The organism is Methylocystis bryophila, from assembly GCF_027925445.1.
In the GTDB taxonomy this organism is placed as follows: domain Bacteria; phylum Pseudomonadota; class Alphaproteobacteria; order Rhizobiales; family Beijerinckiaceae; genus Methylocystis; species Methylocystis bryophila.
Window position 1 is genome coordinate 3704365 of record NZ_AP027149.1, and the last position, 22877, is coordinate 3727241.

The 22877-nt window shown below is 64.8% G+C and carries 25 protein-coding genes; 13 read left to right on the forward strand and 12 right to left on the reverse strand.

Annotation, left to right across the window (positions count from 1 at the left end; all coding sequences use genetic code 11):
* Positions 1 to 127: 127 nt before the first annotated feature.
* From QMG80_RS17075 to bluB, 4 genes are read left to right on the forward strand one after another with little or no spacing between them, the layout of a single operon-like run.
* Positions 128 to 913, forward strand: a complete 786-nt coding sequence (locus QMG80_RS17075) for a cobalt-precorrin-6A reductase (protein WP_245300035.1) — start codon at positions 128 to 130, stop codon at positions 911 to 913.
* Entirely contained in the window at positions 910 to 2370 is a 1461-nt protein-coding gene (locus tag QMG80_RS17080; protein WP_199769022.1) for a cobyric acid synthase, read from the forward strand. The genes QMG80_RS17075 and QMG80_RS17080 overlap by 4 nt, the downstream gene beginning before the upstream one ends.
* The gene (gene cobD, locus QMG80_RS17085; RefSeq protein ID WP_085770276.1) at positions 2367 to 3431 is read left to right on the forward strand and encodes a threonine-phosphate decarboxylase CobD; all 1065 of its coding nucleotides are present in this window, start codon (positions 2367 to 2369) and stop codon (positions 3429 to 3431) included. The genes QMG80_RS17080 and cobD overlap by 4 nt, the downstream gene beginning before the upstream one ends.
* Positions 3424 to 4113 (forward strand): 5,6-dimethylbenzimidazole synthase, encoded by a 690-nt coding sequence (gene bluB, locus QMG80_RS17090; RefSeq protein ID WP_085770277.1) that lies wholly within the window; start codon positions 3424 to 3426, stop codon positions 4111 to 4113. Before cobD ends, bluB begins: the two co-directional genes overlap by 8 nt.
* 31 nt (positions 4114 to 4144) lie before the next feature.
* On the opposite strand, the gene QMG80_RS17095 is transcribed toward bluB, so the two are convergent.
* The 6 genes from QMG80_RS17095 to QMG80_RS17120 form a co-directional block, all read right to left on the reverse strand.
* Positions 4145 to 4717: a DUF3280 domain-containing protein gene (locus QMG80_RS17095; protein ID WP_085770278.1), complete on the reverse strand. Its 573-nt coding sequence runs from the start codon at positions 4715 to 4717 to the stop codon at positions 4145 to 4147.
* A gap of 232 nt (positions 4718 to 4949) precedes the next feature.
* On the reverse strand, positions 4950 to 5627 hold the full coding sequence (locus QMG80_RS17100) for a hypothetical protein (RefSeq protein WP_158658571.1): 678 nt from the start codon (positions 5625 to 5627) through the stop codon (positions 4950 to 4952).
* 212 nt (positions 5628 to 5839) lie between these two features.
* The gene (gene fabG, locus QMG80_RS17105) at positions 5840 to 6580 is read right to left on the reverse strand and encodes a 3-oxoacyl-[acyl-carrier-protein] reductase (RefSeq protein WP_085770280.1); all 741 of its coding nucleotides are present in this window, start codon (positions 6578 to 6580) and stop codon (positions 5840 to 5842) included.
* A gap of 219 nt (positions 6581 to 6799) precedes the next feature.
* Positions 6800 to 7732 (reverse strand): ribose-phosphate pyrophosphokinase, encoded by a 933-nt coding sequence (locus QMG80_RS17110; RefSeq protein WP_085770281.1) that lies wholly within the window; start codon positions 7730 to 7732, stop codon positions 6800 to 6802.
* A 310-nt stretch (positions 7733 to 8042) separates the two neighbouring features.
* Positions 8043 to 8936 (reverse strand): hypothetical protein, encoded by an 894-nt coding sequence (locus QMG80_RS17115; RefSeq protein WP_085770283.1) that lies wholly within the window; start codon positions 8934 to 8936, stop codon positions 8043 to 8045.
* Between the two features lie 182 nt (positions 8937 to 9118).
* Positions 9119 to 9574 carry a MarR family winged helix-turn-helix transcriptional regulator gene (locus tag QMG80_RS17120; RefSeq protein WP_085770284.1) on the reverse strand — a complete coding sequence of 152 codons (456 nt, stop codon included), beginning with the start codon at positions 9572 to 9574 and terminating at the stop codon, positions 9119 to 9121.
* 133 nt (positions 9575 to 9707) lie between these two features.
* Here QMG80_RS17120 and QMG80_RS17125 point away from each other — a divergent pair, with 133 nt between their 5' ends.
* Both QMG80_RS17125 and QMG80_RS17130 read left to right on the forward strand, forming a co-directional pair.
* On the forward strand, positions 9708 to 10307 hold the full coding sequence (locus tag QMG80_RS17125) for a DUF2269 family protein (RefSeq protein WP_085770285.1): 600 nt from the start codon (positions 9708 to 9710) through the stop codon (positions 10305 to 10307).
* Between the two features lie 110 nt (positions 10308 to 10417).
* Complete coding sequence (locus QMG80_RS17130) at positions 10418 to 10666, forward strand: hypothetical protein (RefSeq protein ID WP_085770286.1); 249 nt, start codon at positions 10418 to 10420, stop codon at positions 10664 to 10666.
* A 1-nt stretch (position 10667) separates the two neighbouring features.
* On the opposite strand, the gene QMG80_RS17135 is transcribed toward QMG80_RS17130, so the two are convergent.
* A complete protein-coding gene (locus QMG80_RS17135) occupies positions 10668 to 11231 on the reverse strand; it encodes a PQQ-dependent catabolism-associated CXXCW motif protein (protein ID WP_085770287.1) in 564 nt (187 codons plus the stop codon).
* A 284-nt stretch (positions 11232 to 11515) separates the two neighbouring features.
* Here QMG80_RS17135 and proB point away from each other — a divergent pair, with 284 nt between their 5' ends.
* The 3 genes from proB to QMG80_RS17150 all read left to right on the forward strand — a co-directional run bounded on the left by proB (position 11516) and on the right by QMG80_RS17150 (position 13911).
* Positions 11516 to 12634, forward strand: a complete 1119-nt coding sequence (gene proB, locus QMG80_RS17140; protein ID WP_245300036.1) for a glutamate 5-kinase — start codon at positions 11516 to 11518, stop codon at positions 12632 to 12634.
* Between the two features lie 224 nt (positions 12635 to 12858).
* Positions 12859 to 13086: a hypothetical protein gene (locus QMG80_RS17145; protein WP_085770289.1), complete on the forward strand. Its 228-nt coding sequence runs from the start codon at positions 12859 to 12861 to the stop codon at positions 13084 to 13086.
* Positions 13087 to 13158: 72 nt separating this feature from the next.
* Positions 13159 to 13911, forward strand: a complete 753-nt coding sequence (locus tag QMG80_RS17150) for a TIGR02391 family protein (protein WP_085770290.1) — start codon at positions 13159 to 13161, stop codon at positions 13909 to 13911.
* Between the two features lie 84 nt (positions 13912 to 13995).
* Here the strand turns inward: QMG80_RS17150 and QMG80_RS17155 are convergent, their stop codons facing one another.
* Genes QMG80_RS17155 through QMG80_RS17165 form a run of 3 tightly spaced genes read right to left on the reverse strand, consistent with a single transcriptional unit; the run spans position 13996 to position 18279 of the window.
* Positions 13996 to 15006, reverse strand: coding sequence for a methyltransferase (locus QMG80_RS17155; RefSeq protein WP_085770291.1), 1011 nt, complete (start codon positions 15004 to 15006; stop codon positions 13996 to 13998).
* Entirely contained in the window at positions 15003 to 17672 is a 2670-nt protein-coding gene (ppdK, locus tag QMG80_RS17160) for a pyruvate, phosphate dikinase (RefSeq protein WP_085770292.1), read from the reverse strand. The genes QMG80_RS17155 and ppdK overlap by 4 nt, the downstream gene beginning before the upstream one ends.
* 28 nt (positions 17673 to 17700) lie before the next feature.
* Positions 17701 to 18279 carry an HdeD family acid-resistance protein gene (locus tag QMG80_RS17165; RefSeq protein WP_085770293.1) on the reverse strand — a complete coding sequence of 193 codons (579 nt, stop codon included), beginning with the start codon at positions 18277 to 18279 and terminating at the stop codon, positions 17701 to 17703.
* Positions 18280 to 18411: 132 nt separating this feature from the next.
* On the opposite strand from QMG80_RS17165, the gene QMG80_RS17170 reads away from it, so the two are divergent.
* The 3 genes from QMG80_RS17170 to QMG80_RS17180 all read left to right on the forward strand — a co-directional run bounded on the left by QMG80_RS17170 (position 18412) and on the right by QMG80_RS17180 (position 21091).
* Positions 18412 to 18603: a DUF1192 family protein gene (locus QMG80_RS17170; protein WP_085770294.1), complete on the forward strand. Its 192-nt coding sequence runs from the start codon at positions 18412 to 18414 to the stop codon at positions 18601 to 18603.
* A gap of 104 nt (positions 18604 to 18707) precedes the next feature.
* Positions 18708 to 20489: an aspartate--tRNA ligase gene (gene aspS / locus QMG80_RS17175; RefSeq protein WP_085770295.1), complete on the forward strand. Its 1782-nt coding sequence runs from the start codon at positions 18708 to 18710 to the stop codon at positions 20487 to 20489.
* A 119-nt stretch (positions 20490 to 20608) separates the two neighbouring features.
* Complete coding sequence (locus QMG80_RS17180; protein ID WP_158658572.1) at positions 20609 to 21091, forward strand: hypothetical protein; 483 nt, start codon at positions 20609 to 20611, stop codon at positions 21089 to 21091.
* A gap of 153 nt (positions 21092 to 21244) precedes the next feature.
* Here the strand turns inward: QMG80_RS17180 and QMG80_RS17185 are convergent, their stop codons facing one another.
* Positions 21245 to 21475, reverse strand: coding sequence for a hypothetical protein (locus tag QMG80_RS17185; RefSeq protein WP_085770297.1), 231 nt, complete (start codon positions 21473 to 21475; stop codon positions 21245 to 21247).
* Between the two features lie 71 nt (positions 21476 to 21546).
* Between QMG80_RS17185 and QMG80_RS17190 the strand changes: the two genes are divergently transcribed.
* Positions 21547 to 22380: a LysR family transcriptional regulator gene (locus QMG80_RS17190; protein ID WP_245300037.1), complete on the forward strand. Its 834-nt coding sequence runs from the start codon at positions 21547 to 21549 to the stop codon at positions 22378 to 22380.
* Between the two features lie 41 nt (positions 22381 to 22421).
* On the opposite strand, the gene QMG80_RS17195 is transcribed toward QMG80_RS17190, so the two are convergent.
* Positions 22422 to 22811 (reverse strand): VOC family protein, encoded by a 390-nt coding sequence (locus QMG80_RS17195; protein ID WP_085770298.1) that lies wholly within the window; start codon positions 22809 to 22811, stop codon positions 22422 to 22424.
* Positions 22812 to 22877 lie beyond the last annotated feature (66 nt).

Below are 22877 nucleotides of genomic sequence, written 5' to 3' on the forward strand. Positions count from 1 at the left end.
CCTACTCCGTTTCGTCTAGCTTGGTCTGAGGAGTATAAAGCAGGATCGTCGCGAGAGGAAATCGTATCGGCGCGCAGATCCCGGGCGTTCTTGCGCCTGCGACGGCCTCCGACTATTGATGATGACGATGGCGCACCGCGACGAAACCGCGCGAGATTATGACCGCGCGCCGCGGCTTTTGCTGCTCGGCGGCACGAGTGAGGCGCGCGCGCTCAGCGAGCGCCTCGCAAGAGAAACCGGGGTCGAAGCCCTCGTCTCGCTGGCGGGCCGCACAAGCGCGCCGCTCGCTTCGCCGCTGCCGACGCGAGTCGGCGGCTTTGGCGGGGTCGAAGGTCTGCGGCGCTATCTCATCGAGAACGGGGTCGATCGCGTGATCGACGCGACCCATCCCTTCGCGGAGCGCATCTCCGCGAATGCGCGCCAAGCCTGCGTCGCGCTAGGAATTCCGCTTGCGGTGCTCGGGCGCGAGCCCTGGCGGCGCGCGCCGGGCGACCGCTGGATCGAGGTCGCCGATATGGCCGCCGCCGTCGCGGCGCTGGGGCCGGCGCCGCGACGCGTTTTTCTCACCATCGGCCGGCTTTCGGTCCCCGCGTTCCGCGCAGCGCCGCAACATGACTACCTCATCCGAAGCATCGAGCCTCCGGAGCCCGAAGAGCTGCCGCCGTCGACCGAGCTGATCCTCGCCCGCGGCCCTTTCAGCCTTGACGACGAGATGCGGCTGATGCGCGAAAAGAAAATCGACGTTCTGGTCACCAAGAACAGCGGCGGACCGTTGACTTACGCAAAGATCGAAGCGGCGCGCGCCCTCTCGCTGGAGACGATCGTCGTCCTGCCGCCGAGCGCACCGGCCGAGAGGCGTCTCGAGAGTCTCGAGGCGGCGCTCGATTTTGCTCGTGCGAAGCGGCCGGCATGACCCGCGCGCTGATGATCCAGGGCACGGGGTCGGACGTCGGCAAATCGCTCGTCGTCGCCGGGCTCGCGCGCGCCTTCGCGAACCGGGGCGTGAGGGTCGCTCCCTTCAAGCCGCAAAATATGTCGAACAATGCGGCGGTCGCGGGTTTTGGAGAAATCGGACGCGCGCAGGCGCTGCAGGCCCGCGCGGCGCGACTTTCTCCGCATGTCGATATGAACCCGGTGCTGTTGAAGCCGCAAAGCGGGACCGGCGCGCAAATCGTGGCGCAGGGCCAGGTCGTGGGTCAGGCCTCCGCGCGTGAATATCAGCTTTGGAAGCCGCGCCTCATGCCGCTCGTGCTCGAAAGCTTCGCGCGCCTTAGCCAGTCCGTCGATCTCATGCTGATCGAGGGCGCCGGCAGCGCGGCGGAGATCAATCTGCGCGCGGCCGACATCGCCAATATGGGATTTGCGCGGAGCGTGGACTGCCCCGTCGTGCTGGTCGGCGACATCGACCGCGGCGGCGTCATCGCGCAGCTCGTCGGCTGCCGCACGATCCTCGATCCGGAAGACGCGTCGCTCATTGCCGGCTTCATCGTGAATAAATTTCGCGGCGACCCGACGCTGTTTGACGAGGGGTTGCGCTTGATCGAGGAGAGGACGGGCTGGCCGTCGCTCGGCCTGCTGCCCTTCTTTCCGCCGGCGGCGCGGCTGCCCGCCGAGGATTCGCTTTCGCTTCCCCGCGGAGACGCGGTCGACGGAGCCGGAGGCGAGATCGAGATCGCCGTCCCGATCCCGCCAAACATCGCGAATTTCGACGACCTCGATCCGCTGAAGGCGGAGCCAGGGGTGCGGGTGACGTTCGTTTCGCGAGGGACGCCCTTGCCGGCTACTGCAAAGCTTATCGTGTTGCCGGGATCGAAGGCGAGCCTCGCCGATCTCGCCGCCTATCGCGCCGAGGGCTGGGACATCGACATTTGCGCGCATGTTCGGCGGGGCGGGCGCGTCCTGGGGCTCTGCGGGGGCTACCAAATTCTGGGCCGGCGCATCGCTGACCCCTTAGGCGTCGAGGGATCTCCCGGCGCGGCGGAAGGCCTCGGCCTGCTCGACGTCGAGACCGTGATGGGCGAAGAGAAAACCTTGCAGGCCGTTCGCGGCGAAAGCGTCGCGGAGGGCGCGCCTTTCGAGGGCTATGAGATGCACATGGGCGCAACCGAAGGGCCGGACCGCGATCGGCCGCTGCTACGCTTTTTCGATGGCCGGTCGGAGGGCGCGGTCTCGCCCGACAGACGCGTCTGCGGAACTTACGTCCACGGGCTTTTTTCGAATGACGCGCAACGCGCCGCGCTGCTCGCCCCTCTTGGCGGCGCCCCCTCGCAGCTGCGATACGAGACGATGGTGGAGCAAACCCTCGACGCGCTGGCCGATCATTGCGCGCGCCATCTCGATCTCGATCGGCTTCTGGAGATCGCGCGATGACACGCCTCGCAGAGGCTGAGACCTTAAACGGCGGAAGCACGCTCGACGCGGCTCCCCTGCACGGCGGCGGCGTTGATGCAGCCCGCCGCGCCTTCCCCCTCGCGCCCTCGCCTTGGCTCGACCTCTCGACGGGCGTCAATCCGCGCGCCTATCCCCTGCCCGCCTTCGCGCCCGAAGTCTTGGCGCGCCTGCCAGACGCCTCGGCTTTCGAGGCCGCGGAGGCCGCCGCCGCCCGCGCCTATGGCGCGCCGCCGGGTTTCAGCGTCGTCGCCGGCGCCGGGACGCAGGCTTTCATCGATCTGCTGCCCCGGGTCTTCCCGGCGCGACGCGTCGCCACGCTGGGCTTCTGTTACGCCGAGCACGCCGCTCGCTGGCGCGCCGCGGGCGCCTCCGTGACGCAAGCGCAATCGCTCGACGAATTGGCCACGATGGACGTGGCGATCGTCGTCAATCCCAATAATCCGGACGGCCGGATCGCGCCACCTTCAGACCTGCTGCATCTCGCCCGGCGTCTGAGCACGCGCGGAGGCTTGCTCGTCGTCGACGAGGCCTTCGCGGATTTTACGCCCGAGCTCTGCGTCGAGCCGTTGCTCGCCAAGGAGCCCGACGCAGGCGAGAACCTCGTTGTGCTTCGGAGCTTCGGCAAGGCTTACGGGCTGCCGGGGCTCCGGCTGGGCTTCGCGCTGTGCGCGCCGCCGCGCGCCGCCGCCTTGCGCGCGGCGCAGGGGCCCTGGGGCGTCTCCGGTCCTGCGCTCGCGGCAGGGGCGCGCGCGCTCGCCGACTCCGCCTGGCTGCGCGAGACCCGAGATTTCACGGCTCAATCTGCGCAACGTCTCGACTCGCTGCTCGCGATGGCGGGTCTTGCGCCGATTGGCGGAACGAGTCTCTTCCGCCTCGTCGAAAGCGTGCATGCGGCGAGGAGCTTCGCGCGCCTCTGCTCGGCGGGAATATTGGCGCGGCGTTTCGATGAGCGACCGAGCTGGCTGCGTTTTGGCCTGCCAGCGGGGCCGCGAGATTTCGAGCGCCTCGCAGGGGCTCTCGGCGTGAGGAGCGATGTCTGAGGAGAAGGGCGACGAGCTCGCGCCGACGGCCTCCTTCTCGCAGGCCGAACGCGACGCCGTCTATCGCGCCATCTACGAGCGGCGCGATGTTCGCGACGAATTTCTCGAGGAAGAGATTCCACGGGAAACGATCTTGCGCGTCCTGCAAGCGGCCCACCATGCGCCTTCCGTCGGCTTCATGCAGCCTTGGAACTTCGTGCTGGTGCGCGACGGCGCCATTCGCGCCCGCATCCGGGAAGCCTTCGAGGCGGCCGTGGCGCGAGAGACGCGCGAGATCCCCGAGGAACGGCAGGCGCTTTATCGCAGCCTCAAGCTGCAAGGCATCATGAAGGCGCCGCTGAACATCTGCGTCACCTGCGATCGCGCGCGGCACGGCGCCACAGGCCTCGGCCGCACACAGCAAAAGGACATGGACCTGCTCAGCACCGCCTGCGCGGTGCAAAATCTTTGGCTTGCGGCGCGCGCGGAAGGCGTCGGCGTCGGCTGGGTCAGCATTCTGCGCGAGGAGGATTTGCGCGCGATACTCGGCATCCCCGAGGAGATCGCCATCGTGGCCTATCTCTGCGTCGGCTTCATCGAGCGCGCCTATCGACGCCCGGAGCTCGAGGTCAAGCGTTGGGCCAAGCGGCTGCCGCTCGCCGAGCTGATTTTTGAGAATCATTGGGGCGAGAGGAGCGAGTAGCGTGCGACGGGGAGGCGCTTCTAAGCCCGCGTCACCTCGCCGGGGTGGAATCGCGGCGCGCCAGCTCGGGCTCGACGAGACGTCGCTTGATCAAATGGGTGAGCGCGCGGCTCCAAGATTCGTCGGTCTCGTTGCGCAGATCCGTGTGCGAGACATTCAGTAATTCGCCCGTTCTCGCATTGCGGACGCGAATCTCCAGGAACTGCTCCATCCGGCTGATCTTGCGAAAATAGCCGATGAAGGAAAGATCGGCGCCGAGAGCGCGGGCGATGTCGGCATCGCAACCGTCGCATTTTCTCAGCCAATGATCTTTCACACGAGAATCTGGGGCCCCGCCCGTTTCGACGAGCCTGAAAAGCCCCGATTCCGACAGCAGCCGGCGCGCTAGAGCCGACATGCGCGAGAGCCGCTGTGTCTCCTCGGGGGTTTCCCCGGCAAGCGGCCCGCCGGCGCTGAAATCGTCCAGCTCCAAGTCGAAGGCGGCAAGCTTTGGCGGCGGAGCCGGCGCGTCCTGAGCCTGGGACCGGCTCGCGAGGATTGGCGCAAGCGCCAATAGCGACAAGGCCGCAACGCGCCACGCAAGAATCTGCAATTGCCTTTGCATCGTCGAGCCGCCCCGGCGCTTTAGAGCGAATTTCGCAAAAACTGACAGGCTTTTGCGATCAGAATTCGCTCCGACATTTCGACCTCGCGCGATTCCTTACGCTCGAACGATCTTATTCGGGCGGGAAGCGCGCGACGACCGCAGCGACGCCGATCATGACCCTTGGAGCGGGAATGCGCCTGAGCGCCTATCCCGAAGGCCGCGAGGAATTTTGCCCGAAATCAGGAAAACGTCAGTCCTCGTGACGCCGCCGATACTCCGTCAGCATCTCTACGGCACGCGACTGCAGCCGGTCGTTTATTCGGCTCTCGATCACCCGTTTCACATATCGGTTCACGGCGGGAGCGTACCACAAGACGACCTGCAGCGTCGCAATCGGGCCGCCTCCGACAGTTGCGATGCTCTCATTCGTCTCGATCTTGAAGGCGTCATAGCTGGGGCCGAATCTGAAGGACACTTCCTCATAGCCAGTGACGACGCTCGTCGTGTCGATCGTCGACTCGCGGTCGGGGTTCTTTCGGCTCGCAGTGAAATGCGTCTCCCATTTCAAGCCAATTTTGAGCGGAAGCCGCACGCCGGTGATCGGGTCGCCGACCTTGCGCGTCCAAACGCCGTCGTCGAGAAGGCCCCAGTTCTCGTCATAGACGTAGAGCCCGCTCAGCGACTGGCCCGAACCGACCGGGTTCGTCGTGATCGCGACGCTGAAGGCGCCGTCCTTGATCTCGGTGAGCGTGTAAGTTTGGTAGGATTTGGTCTCGCCGGTGATGTCGTCGATCCACCGATAGGTCCACCGATCGCCAGGCCTGACCGAAATGCTGTCGACAATGGGGGGAGTCTTGGGAGCGTCCGGCTTCGTTTCCGTCTCGCTCTCGGCCCGGCCCGCAGCGGCGAGGAAGCAGAAGGCGGCCATCGGGATCAGGCGCGATGCGAAAAAGTGAAAACGGGCTTTTTGCGCAAATTGCGCTCTACACTTCAAGAATCGATCACCTTTTCCGCGTTCAGGCGATTGCGCCTGAACGCAGCGTGATCCAAAGGCGTCCGTCCCCAAACCCGGCATGAAAATCTCCGCATTCTTCGCGGCGAGGCCTTCGGCGACGATCGAGGTCGGCGCGGGTCGCCGCGTTAGGATATCATCGCCATGCCGCCGTTGATGTGCAGCGTCTGACCGGTGATGAAGGCGGCCTCGTCGCTCGCCAGATACAAGACGGCCGCCCCGATCTCATCAGCGGAGCCGAATCGCTCCATCGGTATGAGCTTGAGCAGCCGCTCGCGCTGCGCCTCGTTGAGAACCTGCGTCATCGGGCTCTCGATCACGCCCGGCGCGACGCAATTGACGGTGACGCCACGGGAAGCCACCTCATTGGCGAGCGATTTGGTCATGCCGGTGAGTCCGGCCTTCGCCGCCGAGTAATTGGCCTGTCCCGGATTGCCGACGGCGCCCGCGACCGAGGTGATGTTGATGATGCGTCCGTGACGCTTGCGCATCATGCCGCGCAGAACGGCGCGAGAGAGACGGAAGGCCGCCGTCAGATTGACGGCGAGAACCGCGTCCCAATCCTCGTCCTTCATGCGCATGAAGAGCATGTCGCGGGTGATGCCGGCGTTGTTGACGAGGATGTCGACGCCGCCCATGGCCCCCTCGGCGGCGGGGATGAGCTTATCGGTCTCCGCTCGGTCGGAAAGATTGCAGGGAAGGATATGGGCGCGCTCCTTCAACTCGCCCGCGAGCGTCTCCAGCGCCTCGCGCCGCGTGCCTGAGAGCCCAACCGTCGCGCCCGCTTGATGCAGCGTGCGGGCGATGGCGAGCCCGAGGCCGCTGCTTGCGCCCGTGACGAGCGCTGTCTTGCCAGTCAGGTCGAACATGTTTCCCCCTCTTGTCTTTTGTCTTGGCGGGTCGACGCCTGCGCCCGCTCGTCGCCGCTGAAAATATCCCAGCGCAAGCTTAGAGCGCGTCGCGGTCGCCTGGAATCAGGCGATCGGCAAGGACTAAGCTCCAAATCAAGCCTTAGAGCATGTCCTGACCGGAAAACCGCTTCGACTTTTCCAGGACAGGCTCTAGAGCCGGAGAATATGCGCGTCAGGTCAGTCGAAGAGGCTCGAGACGCTTTCCTCTTTCGCGGTGCGCGCGATCGCCTCGCCGATCAGCGCGCCGATGGGAAGGATCCTGATATTGTGCGCATCCGCGACCTCGGGCCGAGGCAGGATCGTGTCGGTCACGACGAGCTCGGTGAGACGGGACTTACTGACCCGCTCCACGGCCTTTCCCGACAGCACCCCGTGAGTAATGTAGGCGGAGGCCGAAACCGCGCCAGCGGCGATCAGGGCCTCGGCGGCGTTGCAAAGCGTGCCGCCTGAGTCGACAATGTCGTCGACCATGATGCAATTGCGCCCTTCCACATCGCCGATGATGTTCATCACCTCCGACTCGCCCGCCCGCTCGCGCCGCTTGTCGACAATGGCGAGCGGCGCGTCGATGCGCTTGGCGAGCGCACGCGCACGCACGACGCCACCCGTGTCAGGAGAGACAACCGTCGTCTTGTTCGCTTTGGCGCGGCTCTTGATGTCGGCGACCATCACGGGCGCGGCGAAGAGATTGTCGGTCGGAATGTCGAAGAAGCCCTGCAGCTGGCCCGCATGCAAATCGACCGTCAGCACGCGGTCCGCGCCCGCCCGCGTGATCAGATTGGCGACGAGCTTGGCCGAGATCGGCGTGCGCGGGCCGGGCTTCCTGTCCTGGCGCGCATAGCCGAAATAAGGAATGACCGCAGTGATGCGACGCGCCGACGAGCGGCGCAGCGCATCGATCATGATCAGAAGCTCCATCAGATGGTCGTTCGCCGGGGCCGAGGTCGACTGCAGGACGAAGACGTCCTCTCCGCGCACGTTCTCGAGGATCTCGACCCATATCTCCTGATCGGCGAAACGGCGCACGACGGCGCGACAGAGCGGCAAGTTGAGATAGGTGGCGATCGCCTCCGCGAGCGCCCGATTAGAATTGCCGCTGAGGAGCTTCATTAACGCCATCGCCATCCCTGTTCCTGACCCCGCGGGGTCTTAGCAGCGGAGCGCGGTCGGAACAATACGACGGGGATGTGACGACGAGCGCCGTGAGCAAGGAAACGCGGGAAGGCCGAACAGGCCGCTGTGGCCGGCTGTCACGCTTCCGTTCGGCCAGGCTTCAGCTTTCGCGAGCGGAAGCGCCCTGGCTCCCGTCGCCAGCGGCCGTCCCGCTTCGCCTTTTGGGAGCAAGAAGAGCATGCCACGGAAAAGCGCGAAGCGGTTTTCCGATCAGGACATGCTCTAACTTTTTGATTTGGGGCGAGTCCTAACGCGCGAGGAAGGCGCGCGTCCTCGCCGTCAAGCCCGCGAGCGCCAGGAACGCCAAGCCCAGCAGGCCAGCGCCGGGAACGGGGCCGGGAGCCGCCGGCGCCGGAAAGAGATAGAGTCCCAGGCCTGCCGGGGCGACGCCGTTGACGTGGATGATTGAGGCGCCCGTCAGATTGGAGCTGGCCGCCCAGATGTTGGCGCCATCCTCCCAATAGACCTGGCCGCCGCCGGCGACGACGTTGGTCGCGTTGACGCCAATGTTCCCGGCCGCCACGCCCGGATTGGCCGTGAAGAACCCGGAAATCCCGCTGCCGCCAAAGCTTTCGTAAAGAATGCCGGTTGTGGCGTCGAGGCCGAGCCCCGCGGGCGCCGCGCCGTTGACGTGGATGATGGAAGCGCCCGTCAGATTGGAGTTGGCCGCCCAGATGTTGGCGCCATCCTCCCAGTAGACCTTGCCGCCGCCAGCCACGACATTGGTCGCATTTACGCCAATCGTGCCGACTGCCTGGCCCGGATTGGCCGTGAAAAACCCGGTCACCCCGTCGCCGCCGAAGCTTTCGTAAAGAATGCCGGTCGTGGCGTCGAGGGCAAGCCCTGTCGGCGCGGCGCCGTTGACGTGGATGATCGAGGCGCCCGTCAGATTGGAGTTGGCCGCCCAGATGTTGACGCCGTCCTCCCAATAGACCTTGCCGCCGCCGGCCACGACATTGGTCGCATTGACGCCAATAGTGCCGACAGCCTGGCCCGGATTGGCCGTGAAAAACCCGGTAACCCCGTCTCCCCCGAAGCTTTCGTAAAGAACGCCCGGCGCCGCCTTCGCCGCGCCGGGAGTAAGCAGACTTGTGAAAACGGCCGCGACGGCCAGTGAAATTGACGGTCTAACGTATTGCATTTCCAATCTCCGAGCTGGGGGCCTCCTGACGGGCCAACAAGGGTCTTCGAGTCGCTTAGCCAAGATGTTACAGCCAAGACGTTACAAACAAGATGCTACAGAAAGTGACCGTCACCCTTGTCTCATGCTTTGCTGACGGTGGAAAGACGCTCGTCCCCAGCTCGAGCGGGATATGCGATAGTTCAAGGGGCTTTGAGATTACCCCGCATGATCAGCATGACCCGATGAGCCGTCTCGAGGTCGTCGACCGATAGGCCCGCGGAGAGCCGGTCGCTCCAGGGCGCCTGCAATCGCATCGCGGCTTCAAAGCGCTGCTTTCCCTCCTTCGTGAGAAGGACGAGCTGCGCCTTGCGATGATGCGGGTTGGCTTCAAAGGCGACCAAACCTTCTCTGGCCAGATCATTGACGATCCGCTGCACGTTCTGGCGATGGGCCCCGAGATCGCGGGCGAGCCAGGCGACGGGCTGCGGCCTATCGGCGGCGGCGATCGCCCCAAGCACCTGCCAACGCGCGCTCGTCAGGCCGAGCCCAGCCACCAGCCGATCGCCTGCGGCCAGAAGCTGGTTGTTCAGCCGGAACAGGTCGAGCACGAGCTTGGTCACGGCGTCGCCGGCGCCTGTGCGTTTGGGCTTGACCATTTCGCTCCCGAGCTTGGACCAACGTTGACATCATGATGTCAATAGTTATATGACACCATCAAACCATATTGGTATCATCACCCGAAGCAAGGGCTGACGACGCCGCTCCCGCCTCCTTCGACGGAGCTTGAACTTGACCTATGGGCTTTTGGTGTTCGCGCATCTCGTCGGCCTTGCGCTCATGTCCGGCGGATTGATCGGGGTCTGGCTGTTCGATCTCCGCTCACGGCAACTGACCGAGCTGCCTCTGTTCGCCGAGGCGGTGCGCAACATCGCGGTTTTCTACGATGGCGTCGTCGTGCCGGGGGCCCTGTTGTTGCTCGCGTCGGGAAGCTGGCTCATCGTCTCCTTTTATGGCGGCTGGGTTTTTCTCGACATCCCCTGGCTCGTCGGCATGGTCGCGCTTTTCGCGCTCGAATTCGTCGAGGGCAACACGATCACCCGTCTCTATTTCATGCGGTTGCGGCGCTTGACGAAGGACGCCCTGGCGCAGGGACGCGTGACGCCCGAGCTCGAGCGCGCCCGACAGGCTGAGTTGGTCCCGACCTTCACGCATTTTCTGGACATTCCGATCCTCATGGTCATCATCTCGCTCGGCGCTCTGCGCCCGACCACATGGACGCAGTTCGGCGTCGGCGTCGTCGCAGCGCTCGTCGTCGCGACGCTGCTCACGCTCGTCATTCCCCGGCTCTATCCTTGGACGCCTGCGGCAGGCGCGAAGGAGCAACCCTGAACGGCCGCGCGCAAATTTTCTCGACGGGCCCCAACATCAGCGTATCTTGCGTCGAGAGCGCATCTATAGAGCCGGCCGCGGGCCGCGCATTTCCGGAGACACGAACGACTGTGCGCGAACCGCCGCAAGATTGCCGCCTGCTCGTTTGCGTCGGGCCGCGCTGCGACGCGCAGGGAAGGGGAAGCGCGCTTCTTGCAAGGCTTCGCGCTCTGCTGGAGGATGCGGCCGGCGTCTCTTGCCAGAGCCGCGACTGCCTACGCCTCTGCACGGGGGAGCCCGTCGTGCGGCTGGAGCCTTCGGGCGACGTGCTCGCCAATCCTGACCCCGAGGAGCTGATGCGACTGGCGAGGCGACTCTAGACTAGTCGCAGGGCGCCGGTCCTTTCTCCTCGAGTGGATGGCCGGCCTTCTCCCAGGCGTCGGCGCCGCCCGGATACCAAAAGATGTTGGTGTAGCCCAATGTCATGGCGCGCTTGCCGGCGTTCCACGACGCCCAGCAATGCGTTCGGCAATAGAACAGGATCGGCTTCGATTTGTCGCCGCCGGTCGCGCGCGCGAGCCCTTCCTCGAAATAACGCTGGGCCTCCGGCGAGAGCTCTCCGAACCCCGTATCGGCGAGCCAAAGGCTGCCCGGGATGTTGCGGCGCGGCTCCGGACTCCAGAGCGCATCGGGGGCAAGATCGGCGGGGCGCTTCGGCCGCGCGATCGCGTCGATGAAGACGGCGGCCTTGCGCGTCCAAAGGTCGAAGGCCTGCGCCGTGTCGACCACGGTCGCGCCCTTCAGCGTCGCCGGCGTGGGGGCGTGGTATTTCTCCATCCGGTAGCCCTCGGGCTCCAGCGGCGGCTCCTCTTGCGCCTGAGCGGCGCATGCGGCGGCAAATGTCACGCAGAGCGCGATGATCCCGGGCCATCCGATTTTCTTCATGGGCCTTGGTCCCTCCCCTATTGCGGGAGCCTATGCCGGCCGTAGCCGCTCAACAAGGCGCAATCGGGTGGGCGATTTGCATCCGCGCCCTCATCCCGAGGAGGCTCCGCAAGGAGCCGTCTCGAGGGATGAGGCTTGCCAGATTCTCGCGAGCCCGCGCGCTAGGCCGCCCTTCGAGACGCCCGCTTTGCTGGCCCCTCAGGCTGAGGGCGCCCAGCCGCGCCTTGTCGCTGGACGACCCCCCATGCTACCGGGAGCACGTCCCAACTCTGCGAGCCTCACCCTTGCTTTCGCTCGATTCCTTCTCCCGCATCGTCGTCAAGGTCGGCTCCTCGCTGCTCGTCGAGCCGGGCGGCGCGAGCGTGCGGCGCGACTGGCTCGAGGGGCTGGCCGACGATCTGGCGGCGTTGCGCAAGCGCGGCGCCGAGACGCTCGTCGTGTCCTCCGGCGCCGTGGCGCTCGGCCGCGGCGTCCTGGGGCTGCCGCCCGGACCCCTTGCGCTCGAGGATAGCCAGGCCGCCGCCGCCGTTGGCCAAATCGAGCTCGCGCGCCTCTGGGCGCACACGCTCGCCGAGCGCGGCCTCGTCGCCGGGCAGATCCTCGTCACCTTCGGCGACACGGAAGAGCGCCGCCGCTACCTCTATGCGCGCGAATGTGTGACCCGCCTGCTCGGCCTCGGCGCCGTGCCGATCGTCAATGAGAACGACACCGTCGCCACCGCCGAAATCCGCTATGGCGACAATGACCGGCTGGCCGCGCGCGTCGCGAGCATGGTTTCGGCGGATCTTTTGGTGCTGCTCTCCGACGTCGACGGTCTCTACTCCGCGCCGCCCGGCGAGGACCCGAGCGCCGAGCATATATCGGTGATCGCGCGCGTGACCCCGGACATCGAGGCCATGGCCGGCGGCGCGGCCTCGCAATTCTCGCGTGGCGGCATGCGCACCAAGATCGAGGCGGCCAAGATCGCGACGACCGGCGGCGCGCATATGGTGATCGCCGACGGCCGAGCGCCCTCCCCCTTGAAACGCATCGCCCATGGCGAGCGCTGCAGCTGGTTCCTGACGCCGTCGAACCCGATGACGGCCCGCAAAAAATGGATCGCCGGCTCGCTCGCGCCGAAGGGCGCCGCGCATCTCGACGCGGGCGCGGCCGCCGCGCTGATGAAGGGCAAGAGCCTGCTGCCGGCGGGCGTCACGAAGCTCGAAGGCGGATTTGCGCGGGGCGACTGCATTCTCATTCGCGACGCCAACGGCGCCGAGATCGGCCGCGGCCTTGCCACCTATGACGCGTCCGACGCCGCGCGCATCATCGGGCGCTCGTCGAAGGATATCGAGAGCATTCTGGGCTTCAAAGGGCCGGACGAGTTGATCCACCGCGACGACATGGCGCTCGCGGGGGAGTGAGCGCGTTCCCTCGCCCCGTTTACGGGGAGAGGGTTAGGGGCGCGGGTTTTTTGGGCGCAAGCGTCCCGGTATCGCGCTCGGACACGGCAGAATGCGAGCCGGGCCGGCACTCTACCCAGCCCCTCACCCCACCCTCTCCCCGCGCGCGGAGAGAGGGAGAGGCGTGGCTCACAGGCCGAGGTTTTTCGCTTCTCTGTCGCCGCCAATGAGCGTACGATGTCGCTATGACCAAGCTTCTCGAACGCGCCGTCGAAGCCGCTCGCGGGCTCCCCCCGGAAGCACAAGACGAGATTGCGCGACTCGTCTTGCAGCTCGCCGGAGAAGAAGAACCGCGGGTCGCCCTAACCGATGACGAACGCGCGGCACTCGCCGCCTCGAAAGCGGCCGCCGGGCGCGGCAAGTTCGCGACGGACGACGACGTGCGGCGCTTGTGGGCGAAGTATGGGCTGTGACGGTGCATTATACGCTTCCGGCTTTGGCCGATCTCAAGGCGGTCATTAATTTTTTAATGATTGGACGTGTCCATGATCGAGCTGCCGACAGCCATTCCGGATCCTGACATCCTGCTTGCGTTGGAGCCCGAAGAACTCGGCTCAAGAATGCTTTTCCTCATCCGGGAACGTCACGGTACTGCAATGTTCCTCCTGCGGGCCCTCAGAAGCGAGCTGTGGGAACAAAGGTATGATAATCGGCCTCAATACCCAGTACACAGGAAAAGGGAGATTGATCTTGCTCTAGCCGAAGCGCTGGCTTGGCTTGAGGCGCAAGGACTAATTGTGTCAGCCGATGGATATAATGGGGAGATCGGTTGGCGCCTTTTGAGTCGTCGAGCGGTGAAATTTGAAACCGAGGCCGAATTTCGAAATTTCGCTGTTGCGCGTCTATTGCCCAAAGACACGTTGCACATGCGAATTTCCAGTATTGTTTGGCAAGCCTTTATTCGCGGTCAATATGATGTCGCGGTGTTGCAGGCAATGAAAGCCGTCGAAGTGGCTGTTCGCGAGGGTGCGGGCTTGCCGGGTAGGGACATAGGCACGACGCTCATGCGAAAGGCATTCGATCCGGACAACGGGCCGCTGACTAATCCAGATGATGAAAAGGCGGAGAGGGAAGCACGATCTGCACTGTTCGCAGGAGCAATCGGGGGCTACAAAAACCCACAATCGCATCGCGACGTAAATCTCGATGATCCGTCTGAGGCCATCGAGATCATCATGTTGGCGAATCACCTGTTACGAATTGTTGATGCGCGGATTGCCGCAAGGAAATTGCGCTAGGGAAGGCCTGCGAGTCGCTGTTACATTACACCGAAGGCGTGGGCATTTATCATCGCGTTCTATCTCTGATTGTCGGGCCTACCATCACTTCACCGCCACCGCCATCGAGGTCGGCCCGACGAGCGGCTCGATGCGCACCGAAGAAAACCCCGCTTCGCGCATCCATTCCATGCATTCGGCGCCCGTGTAGTCGAAGCCGCCGGGCGTCTCGATCAGCATGTTGAGGCTCATCAACAGGCCGTGCACGTTCTCGCGACGCTCGTCGTCGATCATCGACTCATAGACGATCAAAGCGCCGCCCTTGGGCAGCGACTCATAGGCCTTGGCGAGCAGCATGCGCTTTTGCATCAAGTCCCAGTCGTGCAGGATGCGGCCCATCACGATGACGTCGGCGCTGGGCAGCTTGTCGGTGAAGAAATCGCCGCAAAGAAAGCGCACGCGCTCGGAAAGTTCCTGGCGCGCGATGTAGCGTTCGAAAATCGGCTTCACCGCCGGCAGATCGAAGCCCGCGCCGGAGAGATGCGGATGCGCGCGCGCGACGGTCGCTGGCAGCATGCCTTGCGCCGCGCCGATATCGACAAAGCTCTCATGCTGGCTCCAGGGAAATTTCTCGGCGATCGCTCGCGCGGGGCCGGCGCTGCCGCCGCTCATCGCGGCGAGAAAGCCTTCGAGGCGCTTCTCGTCGGCGTAAAGCGCGGCGAAAACATCGTCCGATTCCTTGTTCTCGCCCTGCCGGCGGCCCGTGCGCAAGGCCTCGGTCAGATGGCCCCAATGCGCGTAGAGCCGGGCGCTCGCCATTTCCAACATGCCGCCGACATAGCTGGGCTTGGCTCGATCCAGAAACAGGTCCGTTTCCGGCGTGTTGGCGTAAACGCCCTTCTCGCGCTCCAGCAGCTTCATCGCCACGAGCGCGTCGAGAAAGTCGCGCGCGCTTCGCTCGTGCAGACCGAGCTTTTGCCTCAAAGTCTCAAGATCTGCGGGTCCTTTGGCCAGCTCTGTGAAAAGCCCGAGCTCGACGGCCGAGAGCAGCGTCCTCGCGGTCCAGAAACTCATGCCGGTTTCGAGAATTTTTTGCGGAGAAATCTCTTCGCTCATGAGTCTTTCCTTTCAGGGCTCTTGCGTCCGAGCGCCGTCTGCGCGGCGGCAAGGCGAGCGATGGGCGCGCGAAAAGGCGAGCAGGAAACGTAATCCACGCCGATCCGGTCGAAGAACGCGATCGAGTCCGGATCGCCGCCGTGCTCGCCGCACACGCCCAGGGTGATGTCGGGCCGCGCCTGACGCGCCCGCTCGCAGCCGAGCGCGATCAATTCGCCGACGCCGGCGACGTCGAGCGTCACGAACGGATCCGTCGGCAGCACGCCCTTGGCCACATAGGATCTGAGAAAGGCGCCGGCGTCGTCGCGCGAGATGCCGAGCGTCGTCTGCGTCAAATCATTGGTGCCAAACGAGAGGAATTCGGCCGAGCGCGCGATCTCGCCAGCGAGCAGCGCCGCGCGCGGCAATTCGATCATCGCGCCGATACGGTAGCGCGAGGCGATCCCGGTCTCGAGCTCCACGGCCTTGGCTGTCGCCTCGACGCGCGCTTTGACGAGATCGAGCTCCGCCTTAGCGAAGACGAGCGGGACCATGATCTCGACATGCGTCGCCCGACCGGTCTCGATCGCCGCCTCGATCGCCGCCTCGAAGATCGCGCGCGCCTGCATATCGACAATCTCGGGAAAGGCGACGGCGAGACGCACGCCGCGAAAGCCCAGCATCGGATTGGACTCGGCGAGTTCTTGCGCGCGCTTGTTGAGCTTTGCGGCATCGGCGCCCAGCGCCTTGGCGACGCTTGCGAGCTCTGCGTCGGTCTTCGGCAGGAATTCGTGCAGAGGCGGATCGAGCAGGCGGATCGTGACGGGGAGCCCCGCCATGATCTCGAACAGCTCCTTGAAATCCTCGCGCTGCATGGGGAGGAGCTTGGCGAGCGCCGCGCGCCGGCCGGCCGCATTGTCCGCGAGGATCATCTCGCGCACCGCGACAATGCGCTCGCCCTCGAAAAACATGTGCTCGGTGCGCGCGAGGCCGATCCCTTCCGCGCCGAATTTGAGCGCGGCGCGCGCGTCGGACGGCGTCTCGGCGTTAGCGCGCACGCGCAGCCGCCTCACGCGATCCGCCCAGTCCATCAGCGTCGCGAACTCGCCGGTGAGCGCCGGCCGCAGCATTCTGACCGCGCCCGCCATGACCTTGCCGGACGAGCCGTCGACCGTGATCACGTCGCCCTTGACGAAGCGGCGTCCGCCGACCGTGAAGCTTTGATCCTCGTAATCGATGCGCAGGCCGGTCGCGGCGGTGACGCAGGGCTTCCCCATGCCCCGCGCGACGACCGCCGCATGCGAGGTCATGCCGCCGCGCGCTGTGAGAACGCCTTCGGCGGCGTGCATGCCGGCGATGTCGTCGGGGCTCGTCTCGATGCGCACGAGAATGGCCTTGCGGCCGAGCGCGGCGCTGCTTTCGGCGTCGCGGTTCGAAAAGACGATCTCGCCGCAGGCCGCGCCGGGCGAGGCCGGCAAGCCGCTCGCCAGCACGAGCGGCCGGTCGCTCGGATCGATCGTCGGATGCAGCAATTGATCGAGCGAGGCCGGCTCGATGCGATTGAGCGCCGCCTCGCGGTCGATCAGGCCCTCATTGGCCATGTCGATGGCGATTTTTAGCGCGGCGGTCGTCGTGCGCCTTCCGGATTTCGTCTGCAGCATCCAAAGCCGTCCGGCCTCGACCGTGAACTCCATGTTCTGCATGTCGCGATAATGTCGTTCGACGCAGCCGGCGCATCGATCGAGCTCGGTGAAAGCTTTTGGCAACGAGGCTTCGAGCGAGCCGGCGGCGGGCTTGCCGCCGATCGCCGACTCGCGAATGGGCCATGGCGTGCGCAGGCCCGAAGTCACGTCGTCGCCTTGCGCATTCGGCAAAAATTCTCCGAACAGCTCGCGGGCGCCCGTGGCGGGATTGCGCGAGAAGGCGACCCCGGCCCCGCTCTCGCCGCCGATATTGCCGAAGACCATCGCCTGAACGACGACCGCCGCCCCGATGTCCTCGGCAATGTCGTGAAGCGCGCGATAAGCCTGCGCCCGCGGGCTGTGCCAGGACAAGAAGGCCGCCCGAATCGCCGCCCATAGCTGCTCGCGCGGATCCTGGGGAAAGCGGCCTTTTCCGATCTCGAAATAGATCCCGAGAACCTCGCGCCAATCGGCGGCCGAGAGCTCGGCGTCACGCACGTAGCCCTTGGCCTCCTTGTGCTTGTCCAGCGCCTCCTCGAACTCGTAATGCTCATGGTCGAGCGCCACGCAGCAGAACAGCTCGACGAGCCGTCGATAGCAGTCGTAAGCGAAAACTTCGTCCCCGCAGGTGCTGGCGAGCGCCGTGACCGTCTGATCGTTCAATCCGATGTTCAGAGCCGTGCCCATCAGGCCCGGCGTCGAGACGCGCCCGCTCGGCCGCACGGCGACGAGAAGCGGCCATTTGGGATCGCCGAAAGCGTGACCGGCGTCGGCCGCGAGCTTTGCCAGCGCGGCGTCGACGGCCTCGGTCAGCCCCGGCGGCATCTGGCCCGAATGCGCGTGAAAATATCGGCAGGCGTCCGATGAGATCGTGAAGCCGGGCGGCACGGGGAGGCCCAGTCGCGCCATTTCGGCGAGGCCCGCGCCCTTAGAGCCCAGGACGTCGCCGAGCGCGGCCCCGCCCTCGGCTTCACCCTGGCGAAAGCTGTAGCACCATTTGGTCATCGGACCATCGATCTCGCGTAACACGGTCTCAGACGGAGGGGCTGAAACGCCGGCGCAGGAAGAGCGCGAAAGCGAGCTGGCCCGCTCCGTACATCATCATGTCGACGCCAAGGAAAAGACCGAGAACATAGGGAGAGTTCTGCGGCCAGCCGAAGACGATCAAGAGCCCGAGCACGGTCGTCAATCCGCCGGCGAGTCCGACCTGCCAGCGGGGAGCCTCCGGCAGCCTCCTCGCAAGAAAAAGCCGCAGCGCGCCCGTCGCCACGAGCGAGAGGCCGAGCAGCAGCGTCAGCCCGACGGCGCTCGCCTCCGGGTTGGCGAGCGCGAAGGAGCCCGCGACGATGTAAAAGAGGCCGACGGCGCCGACGAGCAGCCGGCTTGTCCAGCGATGGGCGTGCAGCGCAAGCGAAATGTCGAGGCCGCCGATGATGATGACGAAGATCGCAATCAGATAGACGGAAGCGATCGTCGCCGGGTTGACGAGCACGAGCGAGGCGACGCCGAAGAACACCGAAAGCGCGCCGAATGCCGCAAACCACGGCCAGCGCGAGCGCAAGCGCTCGACGGCTTGGCCGTGAGGCAGGGGCGAATCGCCAAGAAGGGTCATGCTGCGTTCCTTTGAAGGCCGTGCGAGAGAGGCCGCGCTTTTCGGATTCCGCTGGTCCGGCGGCCCGGGAAAGCTTAACACAGCTTTAACCCTGACGGCGCGAGAGGCGCGAATATCCTTAAGGCGGGCAAGGTGGCGGAAGATCCGGACGAGAAGCCCCGGGAGAAGCCGGAGCACAAGATCGGCGAGAAGCTCGATGAAGTCTCCGTCGCCGAGCTCGACGCCCGCATCGCGCTTCTGCGCGAGGAGATCGCCCGCCTCGAGGCCGCGCGGGACGCCAAGCGCGCGGCGCAGGCGGCGGCGGACGCTTTCTTCAAGAAATAGCGTGTCGAGCTTCGCCTGAAGCGCGGCGCTTGACAGGCCCCCCTCGCCATGCGCTTTTCCGCGCCAATCCCGCCCTTTGTAACCCTCCTCGGCAAGAAGACGCCATGCATCGCTATCGCACGCACAATTGCGGAGAGCTCCGCGACGCCCATATCGGCGCAAAAACCCGCCTCTCCGGCTGGTGTCATCGCATCCGCGACCACGGCGGCGTGCTGTTCATCGATCTGCGCGACCATTACGGCATGACGCAATGCGTCATCGATCCGGACTCGCCGGCCTTCGCCCAGGCCGAGAAGCTGCGCTCGGAATGGGTCGCCCGCTTCGACGGCGAGGTGCGCAGACGTCCGGCCGGCAACGAGAACGCCGAAACGCCGACCGGCGCGATCGAGGTCTATGTGCGCGAGATCGAGGTGCTGGGGCCGGCCGCCGAGCTGCCGTTGCCCGTCTTCGGCGATCAGCCCTACCCCGAGGAGACGCGGCTCAAATACCGATTCCTGGATCTGCGCCGAGAGAAGCTGCACGCCAACATCATGCTGCGCGGCAAGGTCATCGACGAGCTGCGCGCGCGCATGAAGCGCCAAGGCTTCTTCGAGTTCCAGACGCCGATCCTGACCGCCTCCTCGCCCGAAGGCGCGCGCGACTTCCTCGTGCCCTCGCGCATCCACCCGGGCAAGTTCTACGCGCTGCCGCAGGCGCCGCAGCAATATAAGCAGCTTTTGATGATGGCGGGCTTCGACCGCTATTTCCAGATCGCGCCCTGCTTTCGCGACGAGGACCCGCGCGCCGACCGCCTCCCCGGCGAATTCTACCAGCTCGACGTCGAGATGAGCTTCGTCACGCAGGAAGACGTTTTCGCCGCGCTCGAGCCCGTGATCCATGGCGTCTTCGACCTCTTCAAGGGCGAGCGAGTCGTTCGCCCCGGCCCCTGGCCGCGCATTCCCTATGCCGAGGCGATGCTGAAATACGGCACCGACAAGCCGGATCTGCGCAATCCGCTCGAAATCGTCGACGTGTCGGAGGAATTTTCGCGCGACGACGTCTCCTTCAAGGCCTTCAGGGGCAAGGTGGTGCGCGCGATTCCGGCGCCGGGCGCCGCGGCGCAGCCCCGCAGCTTCTTCGACAAGCTCAACGACTGGGCGCGTTCCGAGGGCGCGCCAGGCTTGGGCTATGTGATCTTTGAGGAGGAGAATGGCGCGCTCGCCGGCAAGGGGCCGATCGCCAAATTCATCCCCGCGGAAGTCCAGGCCGCCATTGCCGCCAAGGCGCGCGTTAAGGCCGGCGACGCCGTGTTCTTCTCCGCGGGCGAAGAGACGGCGGCGGCCAAGCTCGCCGGGCAGGCGCGTCTTCGCATCGGCGCCGAGCTCGACGTGACCAAGACCGACAGCTTCGAATTCTGCTGGGTCGTCGACTTCCCGATGTTCGAATGGAACGAGGACGAGAAGAAGGTCGACTTCTCGCACAATCCCTTCTCCATGCCGCAGGGCGGGCTCGACGCGCTCGACACGATGGACCCGCTGCAAATTAAGGCGTTTCAATATGACATCGCCTGCAACGGCTTCGAGATCGCCTCGGGCGGCGTCCGCAACCATCGGCCGGAGGCCATGGTGCGGGCCTTCGAGATCGCTGGCTACGGCGAGGAGGAGGTGGTGCAGCGGTTCGGCGGCATGTATCGCGCCTTCCACTATGGCGCGCCGCCGCATGGCGGCATGGCGGCGGGACTGGACCGCATCGTGATGCTGCTCGCCGGCGAGCAGAATCTGCGCGAGGTGACGCTCTTCCCGATGAACCAGCGCGCCGAGGACTTGCTGATGAGCGCGCCCTCCGAGGCGACGCCGAAGCAGTTGCGGGAGCTGCATCTGCGGGTCAACCCGCCGCAGAAGACTTAGAAAAACTGTTATCGGCTTGATGCAGTTTGCGGTTCGAGGTGAACTTGCCCAGAATGGAGACCCCTAGACCGACATTTTGGGTATTCATCCGCGTCATCCTAAGCGACTGGATGGCACGCATGAGCGGCCCCGCCAGCGTTCCGCTCACCGTTGCCGCGACCTACGTGGATGGTCCATGGGCAAAAGCTGGCCTGATAGCGCTGGCGTTTTTTTGCGCGTGGTACGCCGCATACAGAGTGTGGGCCGCCGAACGTGAGAGGGTAATTGAGGCAGAGAATGCCCTAGGGAAGAGCAAAGACAAGCAAGAGCTGCTATTGATTTTGAATGAGATCTTCAATAACTCTAAAGAGTTATGCGAAAGACCTCTCGACGCGAAAGATAGTCTTTCTAGATGGCGCAAAGACATTGAATCGCTATTCAAATATACGATAGAAATATTGCAGAGTAAGTTATCGAATGCGGAGCTTAACGTTCTCATAAACGGGCCCATGGGAGAAAGATACGTATTTCACAATAGGAGTAGCGGCGAGCAACAAGATCTACAGCATGTAATATATTTTTTCCATGAAAGGATAGTGGACCTCATAAAGAAAAATTCTTGACGGATATGCAGGCGTCTCGTGATAAATAAGCCGGGAGGAGATCCGCAAATCTAGCCACTCGACCAATCTGAGAAGGATCATCTGTCAGACAATGGCCGGCCACGTACATGTCACATACATTGAGCCGATAACGCCTTAAAACAGCCGGACCCCTCACGCCTTAGCTTCCAAGTAGGCCCGCCGCGCGCGCGCCGGCGTCAGCAGGAAGTGCTCGCCCCTCTGATAGGCGGCGTTGCCGGCGAGCACTTCGAATTCGCACATCGTGTCGGCGTCCTGCGCGCCTTGCGCGAGCGCGCCGCTCAGCAGCCGCACGGTCCGGGGCAGAAGCGCCAGCGGGCCATGTTCGGCGACTTCCCGGATGAAGATGTTCGACGAACGGTCCATGGTGTGCTCGCTTTCCCTCAACGCCATGCTTTTAACGCGAGCCCGGCCCATAAATCCAATTGCCATTTTCGATGATTTCATGCATTTTTTGCATCATGGAGCTGCTCTGGATCGATGATTTCCTGGCGCTGGCCGAAACGCGGAACTTCACCCGCGCCGCCGAGATCCGCTTCACGACGCAGTCAGCCTATAGCCGGCGCGTGCAGCGGCTGGAAGAATGGCTCGGCGCGGCGCTCTTCGATCGCGAGACGCGGCCCGTGGCGTTGACGCCCGCCGGGGAGGAGTTTCTCGGTCGCGCCCGCCGCTTGCGCGAGGAGATTTTTGACGCGCGCCGCGCCGTGCTGAGCGCCTCGAGCGTCTTCAAAAAATCGCTGCGCGTCTACGCCACCAACACGCTCGCCGCGACGCTGCTGCCCTCCTGGATCGCCGAGCGGGGCTTGGAAAACTATTCGCTGATCGTCGCCTCGATCACGGGGTGTCTCGGCGCACTGCGTCGCGGACAGGCCGACCTCGCGCTCGTTCCGCATTTCGGCGACGAGGAGGCGCTGGCCGGGCTCAAGCCCGAAGAGCTCGCCGAAGACCGGCTGATTCTCGTCGCGAGCCCGAAGCTCGCGTCTTCCGTGACGCTGTCAGGCGGAAAGCTTAAGGGACGGCTCATGGTCTATGCGCCCGGCACGAGCTATGGGGCCCAGATCGCCGCCTTGCTGGCTTCGCATGGCGCAACGATAGAAGCGCCCCCCGTCTGCGAGAGCGCCTCGGCCGAGGCGCTGCTGGCGCAGGCGATTGCCGGTTTCGGCGCGGCCTGGATCCCGCGTCTGCTGCTCAAGGACGCGGCGCTAACGCGCTGCGACGTGCCGGCGTTTTTCGACGCGCCTTACAAAATCCTGCTCGTGCGAGCGGCCTGACGGCTCGTCGAACCGCTTCCAATTGAACCGAATTGCAATCGCTAGGCGCGAATCTCGTCGCACAATTCAACGAGGAAACCGTTGCAATCGCGCACATAGGCGATCGTCTGTCCCCAGGGCTTTTCGAGGGGCGCGACAAGCGCAGTCGCGCCTTCTCTCACCGCGGTCTCGTAAGCCGTCTGCACATTCTCGACGACGAAGGCGACTTCAGCTCCCGCCGGGGATTCGCTTGGGCGGTTGCGCCTGAAGCCGTGACACGTCGTCTCCACCAGCGTCTCGGCGACGAAGGCGAGGGCGGTCGCGCCCGTGTCGAGTTCGCCATATTGTCCGCTCTCATGGAGAAAGCGGCGCTTCACGCCGAGAACAGTCTCGTAAAACGAGAGCGTCGCCGCAACGTCCGGCACATACAGGATCACATAACCGAGGCGCATCGTTCCTCCTTTGTTCTCAATACCCTTGTCGCGTTCAAGCTCGAAAGTAAAGCCTCATTCGCAGGC